The sequence below is a fragment of the Knoellia subterranea KCTC 19937 genome (genome assembly GCF_000768685.1).
GTDB lineage: Bacteria > Actinomycetota > Actinomycetes > Actinomycetales > Dermatophilaceae > Knoellia > Knoellia subterranea.
In genome coordinates this window covers 104,808-124,486 of the sequence record NZ_AVPK01000003.1, presented here as the reverse complement: position 1 = coordinate 124,486, position 19,679 = coordinate 104,808, and the positions used below count along the sequence as shown (strand labels likewise).

The window sequence follows — 19,679 nt, the reverse complement described above, 5'->3', positions numbered from 1 at the left end:
CTTAGAAGGCGAAGTTGAGGATGAGGACGAAGACGAAGGCGATACTCGCGAGAGGCACCGTCCGCTGGTACCAGGGACGAGAGGCCTCCTCCGGATCGACGAGGTCCTCCTTCGGCGTCTCGGAGTAGACGAGGCCCTTGAGTTCGGACGCCGGCTTCGGCTCGGTGACGAGCGAGACCACGACCGACACGACGATGTCGACGACGAAGGCGGTCGAGGCGGCGACGAACGCGAGTCCCTGACCCGGCAACTCGAAGAGCGCGAAGATGTCGGGGTTGCCGCAGAGCCACACGAGGATCGCCGAGAGCGTTCCCGCGACGAGGCCCATCCATCCGGCTGTCGGAGTCATCCGCTTCCAGAACATTCCGAGGATGAACGTGGCGAACAGCGGCGCATTGAAGAACCCGAACAGCGTCTGGAGGTAGTCCATGATGTTCGAGAAGTTGCCCGCGATCGAGGCCGTGAAGATCGCGATGATCGTCGCCGCCACGGTGGCCAGGCGCCCGATCCGCAGGTAGTAGTCGTCGCTGCGGTCCTTGCGGATGTAGCGCTCCCACAGGTCATAGCTGAAGACCGTGTTGAAGGCCGAGATGTTCGCCGCCATGCCGGCCATGAAGGCGGCGAGCAGACCGGCGATGGCCAGACCGAGCAAACCATTGGGGAGCACGTCGCGCATGAGGAGGAGGAGCGCGTCGTTGTACTTGACGCCCTCACCCGAGGCTCCGCCGGGCGGGGACCCGCCGTTCTTGAGGTCGACGATCTCGGTGACGAGGACCGCCGCGATCATGCCGGGGAGGATGACGATGAACGGCACGAGCATCTTGGGGAAGGCGCCGATGATCGGGGTCTTGCGCGCTGCCGAGATCGAGTTCGAAGCCATGGCCCGCTGGACCTCGACGAAGTTCGTCGTCCAGTAGCCGAAGGAGAGCACGAACCCGAGGCCGAAGACGATGCCGATGACGGAGAGGATCCCGGAGTCGAAGCCGGAGAGCGCCTGGCCGGGCCACGAGTTGAGCTGCTGCTCGGCCGGGGCGACAGCGGCCTCGGCGGGGGCGTTGGCGGCAGCCTCGGTGATCTTGTCCTGAAGGCCGCCCCACCCGCCCACGCGGTGCAGACCGATGAGGGTCAGCGGCAGGAGCGAGGCGACGATGACGAAGAACTGGAGGACCTCGTTGTAGATCGCCGCCGACAGGCCTCCGAGCGTGATGTAGGAGAGGACGATCGCCGCCGCGATGATCAGCGCGACCCACAAGGGCCATCCCAGCAAGGCGTGGACGATCGAGCCGAGGAGGAAGAGGTTGACGCCGGCGATGAGGAGCTGCGCGAGGGCGAAGCTCAGGGCGTTGACGAGGTGCGCTCCTGTGCCGAACCGCCGGAGCATGAACTCCGGCACCGAACGCACCTTGGAGCCGTAGTAGAACGGCATCATCACGACGCCGAGGAAGAGCATCGCCGGGATGGCACCCACCCAGAAGTAGTGCACCGTCGGCAGACCGATCTGGGCGCCATTGGCGGACATGCCCATGATCTCGACGGCACCGAGGTTGGCCGAGATGAACGCCAGACCCGTCACCCACGCCGGGAGTGAACGTCCCGACAGGAAGAAGTCGATCGAGTCCGACACCGCGCGTCGGGCGGCGAGCCCGATGCCGAGGACGAAGGCGAAATAGAGCGCCACCATCAGGTAGTCGACGGCATTCGCGTCGATCAAGGTCTCGGCCGCCACCGCGGCCGGAGTGAGTGCCGACGACATCGGCGACCTCCTCGTGCTCGGGTCGGCTCGCTGAGCCCGGACGAATTCAACCTACTCCCGCACCGGGCTTCGATCGGGGACGAGGAGACCCCCGGTTCGGCAGGTCAGGAGCTGGTGGAGAGCCGCTCGCCGATCCAGTCGCTCAGGGCACGGGCGGCGTCGAGTGAGATGCCGTGCCCACCGTTGTCGCGATACGTCGTCGTCGTCGCACCGGACCGCCGCCTTCGGCGATCGGAGCCCGAACCGCGGCGTATGCCGGCCCGCTCGGGAGGCGCCCGGCAAGACTCACGATCTGGGTCTCGTCCGAGCCACGGCCGTGCAGGAGGACGACGAGCGGCGCCTCGGGTTCGGCTGAGCCGGCGCGGGAGACAACGGGCGGCGCAAAAGTCGCTCATGCCGGCGCCTCGGTCACGACGCGACCGGCGGTGCGGACGCCGCCCCACTCGGCGATGTCGGCGTCGAGGTTGAGCGGGAGGACGGGCGCTAGATCGTCGAACTCGCCCCACTTCTCGACGGGGAGCATCCACATGATCTCGAACTCGTTGCCGTCGGGGTCCTTGCCGTAGACGCTGCGGGTCGCGCCGTGGTCGGACTCGCCGACGTAGGCGCCGGCGCCGGTGAGCAGGTCGCGGGCCACCTCGAGGTCGGTGATCTCATCGACCTGCCAGGCGAGGTGGTAGAGGCCGGTGCGGCGGGTCTTCGGGGTCGAGTCGGGGCCGACGCCGAACAGTCCGAGGTCGTGGTGATTGCCCGAACGCGGCAGGCGGAGGAAGGCCGCACCGAAACGCGGCTCACTCGCGACGACCTCCATGCCGAAGACCTCGGTGTAGAAAGCGACCGACCGCTCGAGGTCGGCGACGTAGAAGACGGCGTGGTTGAGGCGAACCGGGTTGATGGCCATGGCGAACTCCTGGGTACGGGCGACGGATTAGTTGTGATTACAACCAAACTAACTCAAGAGCGCGCCGATCTGTTCCGACCACCCGACGAGTCAGCTCTTGTCGAGGTCGCGCTGGTCCCGCGGAGCGTCGCCGAGCGGGTCGATCCTGGTGAGGATGGCCCCGAGCGCGTCGGACAGGGCAGACACCTGCCCGGGCGTGAGCGGGTCGAGCACGTGCTCTCGGACCGTGCCCACATGCCCCGGCGCAGCCTCGACGAGGACGTCCCACCCGGCGTCGGTGAGCGAGGCGTCGGTGGCTCGCTTGTCGTCAGGGGCGACCAATCGCCGCACAAGACCTCGCTCCTCGAGGCGGCGGACGACGTGCGAAAGGCGCGGGAGAGTCGCATTGGTCTCGCGTCCGAGCTGGGTCATCCGCAGGGTGCGCTCGGGGGCCGCGGACAGCATCGCGAGCACTTGGTACTCGTAGTGCGTGAGACCACTGTCACGCCTGAGCTGCGTGTCGAGCACGCCGGGAAGCCGTTCGGCCACGGCAATGAGCCGCAGCCACGCCGTCATCTCATCGCGGTCGAGCCACTGAACCTGATCCTCTTCGGCCACGGATCCGACCCTAGCGGGAGAGGCCTGTCGGAATGCCCGCATGTGCAGGTTGGTTGCAAAAACAACCATAATAGTTGTAGTCTCAACTATTATCAGCACGGCCCGACCCAGAGGAGCACCAATGAGCAGCATCACGATCTTCGGCAGCGGCAACATGGGCGGCGCCATCGCCGGCATCGCCCAGGCCGGCAACAACGACGTTCAGACCCTCGGCAAGGCCGACGCGGCCACCCCGGTCCAGGGCGACATCGTCGTCCTCGCCGTCCCCTACCCGGAGGTCGCCGGGATCATCGAGGCCCGCCGCGAGCAGCTCGCCGGCAAGGTCATCGTCGACATCACCAATCCGGTGAACTTCGAGACCTTCGACGGGCTCACCGTCCCCGCAGACTCCTCTGCAGCCGCGGTCATCGCCGAGGCGCTCCCCGAGGCCAAGGTCGTCAAGGCCTTCAACACCACCTTCGGCGGCACCCTCGCCGCCAAGGAGGTTGGCCCGCTCCCCACGACCGTCCTCATCGCCGGTGACGACGCCGACGCCAAGGCCACCGTGGCGGAGTTCGTCGAGGCCGGTGGCCTCACGGTCATCGACGCCGGCGCTCTCAAGCGCGCCCGTGAGCTCGAGGCCCTTGGCTTCCTCCAGATCACCCTCGCCGCCGGCGAGAAGGTCTCCTGGAACGGTGGCTTCGGCGTCGTCCGCTGACCCCGAGGCCTGAGCCCTTCCGCAACACGACCGCGGGGAGGTCACACCAGCACACAGCTGGCGCGACCTCCCCGCGGTCGTGTGGTGGCGAACCGGCTCAGTCGACGGGTTCGGCGACAGCGGAACGGAACTGCGCGGCATACAGGTCCGCGAACGCTCCACCCGCCGCGAGCAACTCCGCATGCGAACCCTGCTCGACGATCCGACCGTTCTCCATCACGAGGATGAGGTCGGCGTCGCGGATCGTCGAGAGGCGGTGGGCGATGACGAAGCTCGTCCGGTCCTGACGCAGCGCCGACATCGCGTCCTGCACGAGCTTCTCGGTGCGCGTGTCCACCGACGACGTGGCCTCGTCGAGGATGAGCAGCGCCGGGTCCGAGAGGAACGCCCGGGCGATGGTGAGGAGCTGCTTCTCGCCGGCGCTGATGTTGCCGCCCTCGTCGTCGAGCTTCGTGTCGTAGCCGTCGGGCAAGGAGTGCACGAACCGGTCGACATACGTCGCCTTCGCGGCCTCGATGACGTCCTCGTCGGACGCACCGGGCCGGCCGTAGGCGATGTTCTCGCGGATCGTCCCACCGAAGAGCCACGTGTCCTGGAGGACCATGCCGATCTCGCCGCGCAGGTTGTGCCGCGAGAGGTCGGTGATGTCGACGCCATCGAGCGTGATGCGACCGGAGTCGAGCTCGTAGAACCGCATGATGAGGTTGACGAGCGTCGTCTTGCCCGCGCCGGTGGGGCCGACGATGGCGACCATCTGGCCCGGCTCGACGGTGAGGTCGAGGTGCTCGATGAGCGGCTTCTCGGGGTCGTAGGAGAAGGACACGTCCTCGAACTCGACGCGCCCGTGCGGGTCGGCGAGGACGGTGGGCGCCTCCACCTCGGCCAACTGCTCCGGTGCGTCGAGAACCTCGAAAACCCGCTCGGCAGAAGCGACTCCGGACTGCAGCAGGTTCGCCATCGATGCCACCTGGGTGAGCGGCTGGGTGAACTGGCGTGAGTACTGGATGAACGCCTGGACGTCACCGAGCGTCATCGACCCGTTCGCCACGCGGAGGCCACCGACGACGGCGACGATGACGTAGTTGAGGTTCCCGATGAACATCATCGTCGGCATGATGATGCCGCTGACGAACTGCGCACCGAACCCGGCAGCGAAGAGGTCGTCGTTCTTGGTGCGGAACGACTCGCGCACCTCCTCCTGCCGCCCGAAGACCTTGACGAGCTGGTGGCCCGTGAACGTCTCCTCGACGATGCCATTGAGCTCACCAGTCGACTTCCACTGCTGCACGAAGTGCTTCTGCGAACGCTTGCCGATCATCGCGGTCACGACCATGGTGATCGGGATCGTCACGAGCGCGATGAGCGCGAGCAGCGGCGAGATGTAGAGCATCATCGTCACCATCGCGATCACCGTGAGCAGGGACGTGAGCATCTGGCTCAGGGTCTGCTGCAGGCTCTGCGAGACGTTGTCGATGTCGTTCGTGACGCGGCTGAGGAGCTCACCGCGCGGCTGCTGGTCGAAGTACGGCAGGGGCAGTCGGTTGAGCTTGTCCTCGACGTCGCGCCGCAGGTTGAAGATGGTGCGGTTGACGGCGCCGGTGAGGATCCACCCCATGGCCCACTGGAGCAGGCTCGCGACGACGTAGAGGCCGATGACGAGCAGGAGCACCCGCCCGACGGCACCGAAGTCAATGCCGACCCCGGGCACGAGGTGCGGCATGCCCTCGATCATGTCGGCGAAGGTGTCCTGCCCCCGCGCCCTCAGGCCGGCAGCGATCTGCGCGACGGTGCCCTCGGCCGGCAGCTGCTTGCCGACGACGCCGGCGAAGATGAGGTCGGTGGCCCGGCCGAGGATCTTCGGCCCGATCGCGTTGAGGGCGACGCTGGCCACGGCAAAGGCGAGGACGGCATACAGGGCAAGTCGTTCGGGGCGCATGAGTCCCAGGAGGCGCTTGGCCGACGGGACGAAGTTCGCGGACTTCTCCCCCGGCTGGCCGACCCGCATGTGCGGCGGTCCACCGCGCTGCGCGGCGGCCGGCCCGCGACGCTGCTCGGCAGCCTTCTCCTCTTCGGTCAGGATCCGGTCCCCGCTCACGCTGCTGCCTCCTCTGCACTGCGCTGGCTCTCGACGATCTCGACATACGTCGGGCACGTCTCGAGCAGCTGGTCGTGGGTCCCCTGGCCGACGATCTTTCCGTCGTCGAGGACGACGATGTGGTCGGCGTCGATGATGGTCGAAACCCGTTGTGCGACAACAACAACCGTTGTATGCCGGGTGACCGGCTTGAGTGCCTCGCGCAGCCTCGCGTCCGTGGAGAGGTCCAGGGCCGAGAAGCTGTCGTCGAAGAGGAACACCTCCGGCTTGGCGACGAGCGCCCGCGCGATGGCGAGGCGCTGGCGCTGACCACCGGACACGTTCGTTCCGCCCTGGGCGATGTGGCTCTCCAGTCCCTCGGGCATGGCTCGGACGAAGTCCTCGGCCTGGGCGATGCGCAGGGCCTCCCACAGGTCGTCGTCGGTGGCGTTCGCGTCGCCGTAACGCAGGTTCGACGCGACCGTGCCCGTGAAGAGATAGGGCTTCTGCGGCACGAGGCCGATGTGGGACCAGACGTCCTCGAGCGTGGCGTCGCGAACGTCGACCCCGCCGAGCAGGACGGCGCCGTCGGTGACGTCGTAGAGACGCGGGACGAGAGACAGCAGAGTGGACTTGCCGGAGCCGGTGCTGCCGATGATGGCGGTCGTGCGACCCGGCTCTGCGGTGAGCGAAATCCCCTGCAGGACAGGGACATCCGCCCCCGGATAGGCGAACTCGACATCGCGGAACTCCACCGCCGTGCCACCCTCGGGGATGGCCTGCGCCTGGATCGGCTGGACCACAGTCGAGTCCGTGTCGAGGACCTCGGCGATGCGGTTCGCCGACACCGTCGCGCGCGGGATCATCATCGACATGAAGGTCGCCATCATGACCGACATGAGGATCTGCATCAGGTAGGACATGAACGCCGTGAGGGCGCCGATCTGCATCTGCCCGTTCTCGACACGGTGCGCGCCGAACCACAGGACCGCGACCGTCGAGGCGTTGAAGATGAGCATGACGATGGGGAAGACGAGGGCCTGCAGTCGGCCGACCGCGAGGGCGGTGTTGGTGTACTGAGTGTTGGCCTCGGCGAAGCGCGCCTCCTCGTGGTCCTCGCGGACGAAGGCACGCACGACGCGGATACCGGTGATCTGCTCGCGCAGGATGCGGTTGACCCAGTCGACGGACTCCTGCATGAGGCGGAAGTTCGGGATCATCCGGCGGATGACGAGCGAGACGCACAGCGCGAGCAGCGGCACCGCGACGGCGACGAGCCAGGACAGACCGACGTCCTCGCGCAGCGCCATGATGATGCCGCCGACCATCATGATCGGCGCGCTGACCATCATCGCCGCGCCCATGAAGACGACCGTCTGGATCTGGGTGACGTCGTTGGTGTTGCGCGAGATGAGCGTCGGCGCCCCGAAGCGCGAGACCTCCTGCGCGGAGAAGTCGCCGACCCGGGCGAAGATGCCGGCGCGGAGGTCGCGGCCGAAGCCGGAGGCGGCCTTGGCGCCGAGGTAGGTCGCGGCGATCGTCGCCGCGATCTGGATGAGCGAGACAGCGAGCATCCAGCCGCCGGTGCTCACGATGTAGTCGGTGTCGCCCTTGGCCACCCCATCGTCGATGATCTTGCCGTTGAGGCTGGGCAGGTAGAGCGAGGCGATCGTGCCCGCCAGCTGCAGCAGCACGAGCACCGTGAGCGCCCCGCGGTAGGGGCGCAGGTAGTCGCGCATGATTCGTAGCAGCACTACTTCTTCCTCCGGTTGGTGGTGGAGTGGGTGTTGTTGCGGTCGAGGGCGCCGTCGAGGAGGACCTCGACGAGTTCCTCCGGGGTCGAGAACTCCCCGCCGAGGATGGGATGGACGCTCGAAAGGGTGAGCATCCGCAGGTAGCCGATGAATCGGGTTGCCCCGACGCGCAGTTGGGCCACGTCGTCGCCGATGAGGTCGACGAAGGCCTCGTCGAGACGGGCCGTCGACTCCTCCCTGCGTCGATGGGCTTCACTGTCGTGTCGCGGTGGCTGCATCGGTTTCCCCGAGGCCTGCAGCACTGTCATCAGGGCGAACATTCCCCGCAGGTGGTCCTGCATGATCGCCACCGCTGCCGAGAGCCGGTCCCGAAGCGGGAGGTCGCGGTCGATGTCCTCGAGTTCGGTGAGGACCGTGGTGTTGTCGAAGGCGTCCTGGATGGTCGCCTCGATCAACTCGTCCTTGTTGTCGAAGACCTTGAAGATCGTTCCCTCAGCGACGCCGGCCGCCGCAGCGATCTCCTTGGTGCTGACGACGCGGCCCTTTTCGCGAAGGAGGGGCATCGTCACGGCGATGATCGAGGCGCGGCGGGCGTCTCGGGTCATGGCGGGGGCGCGGGGAGTCACGCCCTCAAGTATGAGTGAGTGAGCACTCACTCACAACAAGTTTTCCCACCTGCACAAACGCCCTCCACGAGCCCCTCCCCCGCACCCCCACTCACTCACCAAGCTCGCCCTGATGCCCCGACCGTCGACGTCGTGCCCGAAGCGGAGACGCTGCACACGCCGGGGGCCAGGCAGTGCGCGGCCGCTTCGGGCACGAGGCCGACCGTGGTCAGCCGAGGGGTCGAACGGCGTCAGTCGGTGTGCAGCTGACCTCGGACGGCGCCCGCGGGGAACTCGGTGTTGTGGACGTTGACGTAGTAGCCGTCGGGGTCGCCGAGAATCGCCTGGACCTCGCCCGGGTCGAGGCCCTTGCCCGTTTCACCCTCCGTGAGGCAGTCGGCGGCCTGGCCGTCCTGCGGCCACGCGAGATTGACCTCGACGGGCCCGTTCGTGCCCTCGGCACCCTTGTGGATGTGCGCCATTCGCGCGCCGCCAGGAGCCTGCTCTAGTTCGTCGATTTTGCTCACCTCGAGGATGTAGCACAGCGTCGTGGGATCGCCGTCGATGCCGAACACATAGGCCTCGCCGCGTCCGTTCGGATCTCCGACGACGCCCTTGGCGTCGTCGGAGACTTCGGCCCGCCCCGTGAGGTGTGCGCCGATGAGGGTATTGGTGTGGCCTGCCTGGGCGGCGTTGGGAGCCAGCATGAGGCCGGCCGCGAGTCCGGCGGCGCCCATGGCGCCACCGAGGAGAGTGCGCTTCATTGCGGATCAACTCACTTTCGCAGGGAGGGTCGGGGAGTCGACCCTGTACGTCATTCGTCGCCGCGGCCCCGCCGGATCGCTCCCCGCTCCACTGAATGCTCGTGGCTCGAGCAGCCGAGCGCAGGGGGCGGGCCCCTGCGCACCCCATGGAGTCAGACCAGGAGGCCGTCCTTGGCGGCATCCCGGACGAAGGCCACGACCTCACGCTCCACCTCGCCCTGGTCGAGCTCGAGGATCCCGGCGATCGCGCCCGCCGCCTGCCTCGGCGTGAGCTCGCCGTCCGCAACGGAGAGGTATGCCGCGGTGACCGTCGACAGCGTGATGATCCGTCCCAGCCCGCCGCCCTGGCGGGCGACGATGACGGAGGGGTCGGAGGCGCCGGGCAGCGTGTGCCGCTCCTCGGTGACGTCGGGAGTCGCCTTCCACGAGCGGTCGAGCACCTCGTCGTCGGCGTGTTCGGCCAACCAGGTGCGCGCTTCGAGGCCCACCTGCACCGTCTCCCCCATGGCGGCCGGCACGGGCCGGCGCTCGTCCATGAGGTCGATGAACGGCTCGCGGTCGACGGCCGGTCGCTGGAGGGTGATGACCCCGAAGCCGATGGACTCGATGTCGCGGGCAGCGAAGTCGTCGAGCCACGCGGCATACATGGCATCGAAGTCAGCCGTCCCGGAATGGTGACCACCATCGCGCGACCACGTCTCGGCGTACTCCGCCGGGTCCTGGACCTCGCGCTGCACGACCCAGGCGTCCAGGCCGATGCCCTCCACCCACGACCGCACCCGGTCGGTCCACGTCGACCCGCGCGGCACCTCCCAGTTGCCGAGGAACTGCGCGACACCACCGGGCTCCAGATGAGCACCCACCGAGCGGACGAGGTCGGCGACGATCGCATCCCCGGCGGCGCCACCGTCGCGGTACTCGAACAGCGGCACGTCTCCGGTGCGCGGTGTGATGACAAACGGTGGGTTGCTCACGATGAGCTGGAACCGTTGTCCCTCAACGGGTTCGAGCATCGAGCCCTCACGAATGTCCCACTCGACCTCGTTGAGGGCGGCGGTGAAGGCGGCGAACGCGAGGGCTCGCGTCGACAGGTCAGTGGCGACGATCGACGACGCGTGCGGACCCAGGTGGAGCGCTTGCACGCCGCAGCCCGTTCCGAGATCGAGGGCAGTGGCCACCTGTCGGCGGATGGTCCACGCGGCGAGCGTCGTCGAGGCCCCGCCGATGCCGAGCACGTGGTCGGGGCGCACTGGTGCCCGGGTGACGAGTTCGGCGAGGTCGGAGACGACCCACCACCGGTGTTCGTCGGAGGCGTAGGGCCGCACGTCGACGCGCGCGATGACCCCGTCCCCTTCCTCCTCGACGAGGCCGAGGGCGACGGCCCCCTGGATCCGCAATGTCGGAAGGGCCGCGTTGACCTCGGCGACGTCCACGGGGTCACCGAGGGTGAACAGCCGGATGAGCGTGGCGATCGCGGATGTCTGCCCCGACGCGACCCGGCGCGCTGGAAGCGGCTGTTCGCGGGACAGGGCACCGCTGGCGAGCGGCCCGAGCGCCTCGGTCACCCCGGCGAAGGTGAAGTCCGCCGCGGTGAGATCGGCCCGCAGGAGGGCGATGCGGTCGGGGTCGAGGTGGGGGACGCGATCGGCCATGACTGGCTCCGGCTCAGCCGTCGAGGAGGCCGCCGAGCATGCCTCCCCCGCCGCCACCACCCGACGATGCGGCCGGCGTCCACTCGCTCGGCTGGACGACGACAAATCCCGGCCCGTGGAAGGCGTATTGGAAGGCCTCACCGCTGCCGCCGCGCAGCATCGAGCGCATGTTCATGCTCGACACGATCTGCGGTACCAGCCCGAGGGACCAGCCGACACACGACTGCACATCGACATAGGTCGGCTGCTGAGAGCAGTCGAGGATCACCGGCTGGCCAACGGTGTGGACGGCCACGGTGCCCGTGCCCTGGAGAGTCGTGTTGAACAGGCCACCGCTCATCATCCCGGCGCCCTGGACTCGCTTGATATCCCACTCGATCTGGGCGTCGAAGGCCAAGAGATTGCGGGCGTTGACGCTCAGCCCGTCACCGGTGAGTTCGATGAGGTGGACGAAGCCGGCCTCGCTGGCGAAGAAGACCTCCCCGTCGCCGGACACGCGCATGAGGCTGACGTCCTCGCCGGTCACGACCTTCTTGAAGAGCTTGCCGACGCTCCCGGCCTTCTCGTGGTCGAAGCGGATCTGCCCCTGGTAGGCGACCATCGCGCCCTTGACCGCGAGGACGTCACCCCCGAGGCGCACGCGCAGCAGTTGCGGATTCTGCAGGGCGAAGGGCTGCTCGGACCGCAGCTCGAGGTTGACCTGGTCGAAGAGCGAGGAGCGCATGCGGTCAGCCTAAGGGTCAGGCCTCAGGGCATCCTCGGGCCAGCACGAAACGGTTCGCGAACCCTGGCCTGCTTCGATGACCGGATCGATCCAGTCGTCGAGCCACTTTGTGGTTCGCGAACCACGTTGTGCCCCGCCAGAACGCGAGACGGCGGCCGACTCACCCTCTCGGGTGGGTCGGCCGCCGTGCACTGCAGGACGTATGCCGTCCGCTCGCCTACCGCGGAGCCGGCACCTCGAGCGCGTCGCCGTTCTCGAGCGCCTCGTCGACGACCTCACCGGGCTCGGTGACGGCACCGGAGTCGGGCGCCGATGCGTCGAACTCCCCGACTCCCTCGACGTCGTCGTCGCCACCGATGGCGAGGTCACGACGCTTGGAGATCGCGACGGCGGCCACGACGATGACGAACGCGACACCGGCGATGCCGTAGCGAATCGGGGCGGACGCGTCCGCGCCGACCGAGAGCATGACGATGGCCGGGGCAATGAGCACCGCGACAAGGTTCATGACCTTGAGCAGCGGGTTGATCGCGGGACCAGCCGTGTCCTTGAACGGGTCCCCGACGGTGTCACCGATGACGGTGGCCGCGTGGGCATCAGAGCCCTTGCCGCCGTGCGTGCCGTCCTCGACGATCTTCTTCGCGTTGTCCCAGGCACCGCCCGCGTTCGCGAGGAAGACGGCCATGAGGCAGCCGGTGCCGATGGCGCCGGCGAGGAAGCCCGCGAGGGCGCCGATGCCGAGACCGAAGCCGACGATGACCGGGGTCAGTGCGGCGAGGAGACCCGGCGTCGCGAGCTCACGCAGCGAGTCGCGGGTGCAGATGTCGACGACCTTGCCGTACTCCGGCTTGGTCGTGCCCTCCATGATCCCGGGGATGTCGCGGAACTGGCGACGCACCTCGAAGACGATGGCGCCGGCGGCACGCGTCACTGCGTTGATCGCCAGGCCGGAGAAGAGGAACACGACGGCGGCACCGAGGAGCAGGCCGACGAGGGTCGACGGGTTGGTGATGAGCGCCGAGGCGTCGTTGAGGAAGCGGGTCGCCTGCTCCTGCGTCGTGTCGCCCGGGTCCTCGATCTGGCGGACGGCCGTCTGCCAGGCGTCGGTGTAGGAGCCGAACAGGGCCGTCGCAGCGAGCACGGCCGTGGCGATGGCGATGCCCTTGGTGATGGCCTTGGTCGTGTTGCCGACCGCGTCGAGCTCGGTGAGGATCTGCGCCGCGTCCTCGTCCACGTCTCCGGACATCTCGGCGATGCCCTGGGCGTTGTCCGAGACCGGGCCGAACGTGTCCATGGCCACGATGACGCCGACCGTCGTGAGCAGACCACAGCCCGCGAGCGCGATGAGGAACAGCGAGAGGGCGACGGATCCGCCACCGAGCAGGAAGGCGAGGTAGACCGCGCCAGCGATGATGGCCGCCGTGTAGACCGCCGACTCGAGACCGACACCGATGCCGGAGAGGACGACCGTGGCCGCACCGGTCAGGGACGTGCGTGCGACGTCCTTGGTCGGGCGCTTGTCGGTGCCGGTGAAGTGGCCCGTGAGCCAGAGGATGATCGCCGCGAGGACGATGCCGATGAGGACTGCGAGGATCGCGGTGATCCGCGGGTTGCCCTCGAGGGCGGTGATGCCCTCGTCGGTCGAGCCGAGGTCCCCGAACGTGTCGGGCAGGTAGAGCCACGCAGCCACGGCGACGAGGACCGCAGCGATCGCGGCCGAGATGTAGAAGCCACGGTTGATGGCGCTCAGGGCGCTCTCGTCCGGACGGGCCTTGGTGATGAAGACACCGATGAGCGCGGTGACCGCACCGATCGCGGGCACGAGCAGCGGGAAGACCAGGCCGTATTCACCGAAGGCCACGGAACCGAGGATGAGAGCGGCAACCAGCATCACGGCATACGACTCGAAAAGGTCCGCAGCCATGCCGGCGCAGTCGCCGACGTTGTCACCGACGTTGTCGGCGATCGTCGCAGCGTTGCGAGGGTCGTCCTCGGGGATGCCCGCCTCGACCTTGCCGACGAGGTCGGCGCCGACGTCGGCGGCCTTGGTGAAGATGCCGCCACCGACGCGCATGAACATCGCGAGGAGGGCGGCGCCGAAGCCGAAGCCCTCGAGGACCTTGGGGGCCTCACCCTTGTAGGCGAGGACGACGATCGCGGCACCGAGAAGGCCGAGGCCGACGGTCGCCATGCCGACGACACCACCGGTGCGGAAGGCGATGCGCATACCCTCGTCGCGACCGTTGGCACCGCGCGACGCAGCTGCGACGCGGACGTTGGCCTTGGTGGCGAGCTTCATGCCGAGGTAGCCGATGGACGCGGAGAAGAGCGCGCCGACGATGAAGAACCCGGAGCGACCCAGCTTCACGCCCCAGTCGGGCGCCGGGAGGAGGAGCAGCAGCCCGAAGACGAGGACGACGAAGATGCCGAGCGTCTTGAACTGACGCGTGAGGTAGGCCTGAGCCCCCTCCTCGACCGCCGCGCCGATCGTGCGCATGTTGTCGGTCCCGGTGTCCGCACGCAGAACCTGCTGCCGGAAGACGAAGCCCATGACGAGCGCGATCACGGCAATGACCGCAACCCCGATGACGAGCGTGACGTTCGATCCGGTGAGGTCCAGCGTGGACGTCGCCTCGGCCGGTGCGAGGGCGAGTACAGCCATTCCATCCTCCTTGACGGGTGTGCGTCGTCGTCAGACGTTGACGGGCGCGCCGTCACTCGGACAACGGGCAGACGCAGCGTGGACCCTACCCGGTGACTCAGGTCACATGAACACTCGGCCAGCCGGTGTGACGGCTCTCACGCCCGAAAGCACCCGGAAACACCCGGACCTGGTGGGTCCAGAGGAAGGGTCAGGCGGAGACGTCGGACTCGACGTCGCTGTCGGGACCAGCCGCGAGCGCCGCGTCGACGGAGGCGTGGACGGGAAGCACCTGGTCGAGCCCGGTGATGCCGAAGAGGCGCAGGATCCGCTCGTTGGTGCACACGACCCGCAGCCAGCCGCCGTCCTTCTTGACTGCCTTGAGCCGCCCGACAAGGACTCCCAGACCCGTCGAGTCGAGGAAGCCGACGTCATCGAGGTCGAGGATGATGGCGGTGCGACCTGCGGCGATGCGCTCCTCGAGCGCGGCTCGCAGTTGGGGTGCGGTGTAGACGTCGACCTCACCGGACACCGTCACGATGGTGACGGCCTCCCGCTCCGTGGTCGCCACGGTCAGCTTCACTACGGCTGGCTCCTTGCTGTGCTTCCGTGTCCGGGTGCGGACCCTCCCTCGTGCCCCCGGCCGCACGGCTCGGAGCCATGGGGTCTGTCAGTGCACCGCATTACCGTAACGCCCATGTCGTCATCTGCCGAGCCGACCGCGATTCTTGCTGCCCTCGCAGCGGGCGATCGCAGCCCTCGGCTGCGCCATGTGGAGCGCCTACCCGCGCGCCCCGCGCAGACCGCAGACTGGCCCGGCTGGGTGGCGCCGCAGCTCCTCGCGAGCCTCACGGGTTCGGGGATCGCCCGACCGTGGTCGCACCAGAGGCAGGCCATGGACCTCGCACACGCGGGCCAGCACGTCGTCCTCTCGACGGGCACGGCCTCCGGCAAGAGTCTGGGCTACCTCGTTCCGGCGCTCACCGCAGTCCTCGACGGGCTCGAGGCGCCGACCGGGCGCGGCGCGACGATGCTCTACGTCGCGCCGACCAAGGCGTTGGCCGCCGATCAACTGGCCCGCATCGAGGCGATGGCCCTTCCCGGGATCCGCGCGGCGACCTATGACGGCGACACCCCGGCCGACGAGCGTCGCTGGATCCGCGACCACGCGAACGTCGTCCTGACCAACCCCGACCTCCTGCACCACTCCCTCCTCCCGGGCCACCAGCACTGGGCGTCCTTCCTGCGCTCGCTCCGCTACGTCGTCATCGACGAGTGCCACCTCTATCGGGGCGTGTTCGGCTCGCACGTGTCCTCGGTGTTGCGCCGCCTCCGTCGGGTCGGCACCCGCTACCGCGCACACCCGACCTTCGTGCTCGCCTCCGCGACCGTCAGCCACCCTGCGTCCCACGCCGCTTCCCTGGTGGGTATGCCGGTGAGTCCCGTCGACGTCGACGGGTCACCTCGCGAGGCCCTCACCTTCGCCCTGTGGGAGCCACCCCTCGTCGACGAGGCCCGCCGATCGGCCACGACCGAAGCCGCGGAGCTCCTGGCCGAGCTCGTCGACCGCAACGTGCAGACCCTGGCCTTCGCCCGGTCCCGAGCGGGCGTCGAGGCGCTCGCGTCGTCGGCCCGCAAGCGACTCGGGCAGGTGAGTGGCGACGCGGAGGCGACCATTGCGGCATACCGGGGCGGTTATCTGCCCCAGGAGCGTCGCGAACTGGAACGCGCCCTGCGCGACGGTGAACTGCGCGGGCTCGCGGCGACCAACGCACTCGAGCTCGGCGTCGATATCAGTGGGCTCGATGCGGTGCTCATCGCCGGCTGGCCCGGGCGCCGCGCCAACCTGTGGCAGCAGGCCGGGCGAGCAGGGCGGTCGGGGCGCGAGTCGCTCGCGGTCTTCATCGCGGCGGATGACCCGCTCGACACCTACCTCCTCGACCACCCAGAGGCGATCTTTGGCGCTCCGATCGAGTCGACCGTCATGGACCCGGCCAACCCACACGTCCTCGCACCCCACCTCGCTGCCGCGGCCCACGAACTCCCGCTGACCGAGGACGACCTGCCGATGTTCGGCACCGCGGCACGTGGGGTCGTGGACCTGCTGGTCGAGCGGGGGATCCTGCGTCGTCGCCCGACCGGGTGGTTCTGGGCCCGCGACGACCGACCCGGTGACCACGTCAACCTGCGCGGCACGACCGAGGTCGTCTCGATCGTCGAGCGGCGCAGCGGGCGGGTGCTCGGCACGATCGACGAGGCTTCGGCCCACTCCCAGGTGCACACGGGTGCCGTGCACGTGCATCAGGGCGACACGTTCGTCGTGACCGATCTCGACCTGGCCGCGGCGACGGCCACCGTGGTGCGAGGGGACCCGGGCTGGAGCACGCACTCGCAGTCCGTCGGTTCGTTCGAGATCCTGGGCGCCCAGAGGCAGGAGTCGTGGGGCGAGATCGAGGTCTGCTTCGGGTCGGTGCGCGTGACGACGCAGGTGACCTCGTTCCTGCGACGGCTCCCGTCCGGCGAAGTGCTGGGCACGCACCCGCTGGACCTGCCGCAGCGCTCGCTCGTGACCCGGGGCGTGTGGTGGACGATGCCGCTCGACCTGCTCGAGGAGGCGGGCATCGAGGAGGCCCAGGTTCCGGGCGCAGCGCACGCCGCCGAGCACGCGGCGATCGGCATGCTCCCGCTCGTCGCGACCTCGGACCGGTGGGACGTCGGTGGCGTGTCCACCGACTGCCATCCCGACACCGGGCTGCCGACGATCCTCGTCTATGACGGGTACCCGGGCGGTGCCGGCTTCGCCGAACGAGCCCACTCGGCGTTCGGTGAGTGGATCGAGGCGACCCGTGACGCCGTCGGGCGCTGCCAGTGCGCGCGGGGATGCCCGGCGTGCGTGCAGTCACCCAAGTGTGGCAACGGCAATGAGCCACTCGACAAGGCGCGCGCCATCCGCCTGCTCGACCTCGTCCTCATGTCTCGACCGGGCTGAGGGCTCAGGCGAGACAAGGGCTCGAGCGGGCTGAGGTTTCGTCCACCCGGCCATCGGATCACACGAACGAGTGGCCGCATTCAGGCACCTCGCGCCGCGATCGCGCTAGCCTCGCAGGCGTGATCATCCTCGGCCTCATCCTCGTCCTGTTCGCCATTGCTGCCGGGATCCTGCTCTACGAGGGCACCTCCCAGCTCACCGACGGCGTCGACATCGACGTCCTCGGCGGATCGATCAGCCTGCCGCCACTCCTGCTGCTCGTCACCGGCGCCGCAGTCATCACCGTGTTCTGGCTGGGCTGGGTGCTCATGCGCAGCGGATTCAAGCGCTCCGCGCGTCGACGTCGCGAAGCCAAGGAAGAGGCTGCTCTCGCCGAGCAGCAGCGGCTCGACCGCGAGCGCCAGATGCAGGAGGAGTTCGCGCAGCGCGAGCGCCAGCTCGCCGAGGAGCGCCGCCGCCACGAGGAGGAGACCGAGGCCCTGCGACGCGAGGCCGATGCGAAGGTTCAGGAGCAGCACCTCTCCACCGAAGAGGCTCGCCGCCGCGCAGAGATCGCGGAGGCAGAGTCCCAGGCCACCGGGAACGACCCCCGCGCCTGATCCGTCCCGAACCACAGCGATGCCGTCCGCTCACCGAGCGGGCGGCATACCTGTTTCCGTCGCATCCGACGGGCCAGCGCGAGCCGAAGCCACGGCCGTGGCGGGCACACCCGGCCAGGACACGGACAGCGGGCACGAGACGCGGACCCTGAGCGAGTCGGCGGAACCCGGCGCGCAACTCACGAGCTCGGCCCCGTTGCTGCGCGCCACCCGTTCTGCGACGGCACACGGATCCGCACCCTGCTGTTGGGCCCCGGCGCCGGCGAGGGCCGCGAGGTCTGCTGCTCCTCTGGCCCGGTGCGCGGCGGCACCGGCCACCCCGATCTGCATGCCGGCCAGGACGAGGACGAGCAGGATTCCGATGGCAGCGACGACGAGCACGGAGCCCGAACCACGCTCCTCGATGGCCCTCACGGAGCCGCTTCCGGAACGGCGTGCGCCACGCCGCGAGGCCCTCCGCTGACACCGAGCGTGCGGAGCAACGCGGGCGGGTCAGAGGTCACCTCGACGGTCACCGACTCCGGGCCGACATCGAACAGGACCACCGCCCCCGGAGGCGCCTGTCGAATGACCTCGGCACGAACCCGGCCCGCCTCCTCACCCCGCGCGAGCAGGCGCGCCCCGACGCGCGCCGCGTCGATGCACCGCAAGTGGTCGGTCACGACCGCGACCGCTCCGAGCCCGAGGGCCAGCACGAGGACGAGGGCCGGCACGGCCACGGCGAGCTCCGCCGTGACCATGCCAGCCTCGCGGTGTCGTCCCAGGGTCACGTTCCCGTGCCCAGGGCGGCGGTGATGACCTTGGCCAGCGCCGACTTCACCGGGCCCGACTTGACCACGAGCATGAGGACGGCAGCGAAGGCGCACGCAGCGAGCGTGCCCACGGCATACTCCGCCGTCGTCATCCCGGCCTCGGCTGACTCCTTGACCAGCCTCCATCGACGCGAAAGGTGTTGTGTCACAACTGAACTCCTCGATCCGTGCGGGGCCTGTCCCCACCTGCGAACGAGTTCAGCCGACGAGCTCGAGGGGCACCAGCCCCAGTTCGATGAACTGTGGACAGGCGAGCCCTGTCACCCCACCTGTGGACGACGCCGCCGCGTCAGCGCGCCTCCGCGATCGCCACGAAATTGGCGACTCGATGGCCGTCCGCGCGGAAGCCCTCATCGTCATCACACGTGATGAGGGCCAGCCGCCGCACCGAGGAGTTCGCTCCCCACACGGCAGAGTCACGGCTCACTTCCGTCTTGTTCGCGACCCGGGTCTTCGTCACCGTGTAGACGACGGGCTTGCCGTCCGAGTCCCAGACGGTGATCCGGTCGCCCCGGTCAATGTTCTGCAGGTGATAGAAGACATCGGGGCTCTTGCCGTGGACGACATGGCCGGCGACAACAGCGGTGCCGATCTCACCGGGTCGCACGCGGTTGTATCCCGAGACCCAGGCGAGGGTGCCCGACGGCGGATTGACCACACCGTTGACCGCCGCGATGCGACGCAGCCTGCCGCTCACGTCGATCGCCGGGACCGACATCGACATGGGTGCGCGGCTGGGGGCCGTCCTCGACGGCTTGGGTGTGCGCGTCGTCGACGGCGACGCGGACCTCGTCGCGGTGGTCGACCGGGTGGGCGTCACCGACGGACTGACCGTCGCGGTCGCGGTCGCGGTCGTCGGAATCGCCGGGCTGGGGGTCCGAGCGGGAGCGGCAGGTGTTGCCGTGGGAGCTGCGGCGGCCGGCACGCCCTCGTCCGTGCTCTGCACCAGAGTCAGCACCGCCGCAAGCACCAGGCACGACAGTCCGGCGACGAGCAGCGTTCCGGGGCGCACGAAGTGGGCGGAACCACTCGGTCCCACCCACCTCCTGAAGAACGCACCCACCCGTCGAGTGTCTCAAACACCCGCCCGGGCCGATCCCGGACGCCGGATGGTGGT

18 protein-coding genes are annotated in these 19,679 nt (G+C 68.8%); 3 read left to right on the top strand and 15 right to left on the bottom strand.

Annotated features, from left to right (window positions below; all coding sequences use genetic code 11):
- Nucleotide 1: 1 nt before the first annotated feature.
- The 3 genes from N803_RS06615 to N803_RS06605 form a co-directional block, all read right to left on the bottom strand.
- Entirely contained in the window at nt 2–1,753 is a 1,752-nt protein-coding gene (locus tag N803_RS06615; protein WP_035903634.1) for a sodium:solute symporter family protein, read from the bottom strand.
- A gap of 391 nt (nt 1,754–2,144) precedes the next feature.
- On the bottom strand, nt 2,145–2,654 hold the full coding sequence (locus tag N803_RS06610) for a VOC family protein (RefSeq protein ID WP_035903632.1): 510 nt from the start codon (nt 2,652–2,654) through the stop codon (nt 2,145–2,147).
- Between the two features lie 90 nt (nt 2,655–2,744).
- Nucleotides 2,745–3,209 (bottom strand): MarR family winged helix-turn-helix transcriptional regulator, encoded by a 465-nt coding sequence (locus N803_RS06605; protein ID WP_052112029.1) that lies wholly within the window; start codon nt 3,207–3,209, stop codon nt 2,745–2,747.
- 163 nt (nt 3,210–3,372) lie between these two features.
- Between N803_RS06605 and N803_RS06600 the strand changes: the two genes are divergently transcribed.
- Complete coding sequence (locus tag N803_RS06600; protein WP_035903627.1) at nt 3,373–3,948, top strand: NADPH-dependent F420 reductase; 576 nt, start codon at nt 3,373–3,375, stop codon at nt 3,946–3,948.
- Nucleotides 3,949–4,045: 97 nt separating this feature from the next.
- Here the strand turns inward: N803_RS06600 and N803_RS06595 are convergent, their stop codons facing one another.
- From N803_RS06595 to N803_RS06560, 8 genes are all read right to left on the bottom strand, one after another.
- Nucleotides 4,046–6,043 (bottom strand): ABC transporter ATP-binding protein, encoded by a 1,998-nt coding sequence (locus N803_RS06595; RefSeq protein WP_035903625.1) that lies wholly within the window; start codon nt 6,041–6,043, stop codon nt 4,046–4,048.
- Entirely contained in the window at nt 6,040–7,776 is a 1,737-nt protein-coding gene (locus tag N803_RS06590; RefSeq protein ID WP_035903624.1) for an ABC transporter ATP-binding protein, read from the bottom strand. Before N803_RS06590 ends, N803_RS06595 begins: the two co-directional genes overlap by 4 nt.
- Nucleotides 7,776–8,402, bottom strand: a complete 627-nt coding sequence (locus N803_RS06585; RefSeq protein WP_156969680.1) for a TetR/AcrR family transcriptional regulator — start codon at nt 8,400–8,402, stop codon at nt 7,776–7,778. Before N803_RS06585 ends, N803_RS06590 begins: the two co-directional genes overlap by 1 nt.
- Before the next feature lie 230 nt (nt 8,403–8,632).
- Nucleotides 8,633–9,145, bottom strand: a complete 513-nt coding sequence (locus N803_RS06580) for a CHRD domain-containing protein (RefSeq protein ID WP_211253468.1) — start codon at nt 9,143–9,145, stop codon at nt 8,633–8,635.
- 152 nt (nt 9,146–9,297) lie between these two features.
- Nucleotides 9,298–10,797: a DUF7059 domain-containing protein gene (locus tag N803_RS06575; protein ID WP_035903623.1), complete on the bottom strand. Its 1,500-nt coding sequence runs from the start codon at nt 10,795–10,797 to the stop codon at nt 9,298–9,300.
- 13 nt (nt 10,798–10,810) lie between these two features.
- Nucleotides 10,811–11,521, bottom strand: coding sequence for an AIM24 family protein (locus tag N803_RS06570; protein ID WP_035903620.1), 711 nt, complete (start codon nt 11,519–11,521; stop codon nt 10,811–10,813).
- A 217-nt stretch (nt 11,522–11,738) separates the two neighbouring features.
- Nucleotides 11,739–14,183, bottom strand: a complete 2,445-nt coding sequence (locus N803_RS06565) for a sodium-translocating pyrophosphatase (RefSeq protein ID WP_035903616.1) — start codon at nt 14,181–14,183, stop codon at nt 11,739–11,741.
- 190 nt (nt 14,184–14,373) lie between these two features.
- Nucleotides 14,374–14,745, bottom strand: a complete 372-nt coding sequence (locus tag N803_RS06560; RefSeq protein ID WP_035903615.1) for an anti-sigma factor antagonist — start codon at nt 14,743–14,745, stop codon at nt 14,374–14,376.
- Between the two features lie 114 nt (nt 14,746–14,859).
- Between N803_RS06560 and N803_RS06555 the strand changes: the two genes are divergently transcribed.
- Nucleotides 14,860–17,151: a DEAD/DEAH box helicase gene (locus N803_RS06555; RefSeq protein WP_035903613.1), complete on the top strand. Its 2,292-nt coding sequence runs from the start codon at nt 14,860–14,862 to the stop codon at nt 17,149–17,151.
- 119 nt (nt 17,152–17,270) lie between these two features.
- Complete coding sequence (locus N803_RS06550) at nt 17,271–17,750, top strand: hypothetical protein (RefSeq protein WP_035903612.1); 480 nt, start codon at nt 17,271–17,273, stop codon at nt 17,748–17,750.
- Between the two features lie 30 nt (nt 17,751–17,780).
- On the opposite strand, the gene N803_RS06545 is transcribed toward N803_RS06550, so the two are convergent.
- The 4 genes from N803_RS06545 to N803_RS17405 all read right to left on the bottom strand — a co-directional run bounded on the left by N803_RS06545 (nt 17,781) and on the right by N803_RS17405 (nt 19,625).
- Entirely contained in the window at nt 17,781–18,164 is a 384-nt protein-coding gene (locus tag N803_RS06545) for an Rv3654c family TadE-like protein (RefSeq protein ID WP_052111955.1), read from the bottom strand.
- Complete coding sequence (locus N803_RS06540; protein WP_052111952.1) at nt 18,161–18,520, bottom strand: TadE family type IV pilus minor pilin; 360 nt, start codon at nt 18,518–18,520, stop codon at nt 18,161–18,163. The genes N803_RS06545 and N803_RS06540 overlap by 4 nt, the downstream gene beginning before the upstream one ends.
- Entirely contained in the window at nt 18,517–18,711 is a 195-nt protein-coding gene (locus N803_RS17890) for a DUF4244 domain-containing protein (protein WP_084764167.1), read from the bottom strand. The genes N803_RS06540 and N803_RS17890 overlap by 4 nt, the downstream gene beginning before the upstream one ends.
- 140 nt (nt 18,712–18,851) lie before the next feature.
- Nucleotides 18,852–19,625 carry a class F sortase gene (locus tag N803_RS17405; RefSeq protein WP_156969679.1) on the bottom strand — a complete coding sequence of 258 codons (774 nt, stop codon included), beginning with the start codon at nt 19,623–19,625 and terminating at the stop codon, nt 18,852–18,854.
- Between the last annotated feature and the right edge of the window lie 54 nt (nt 19,626–19,679).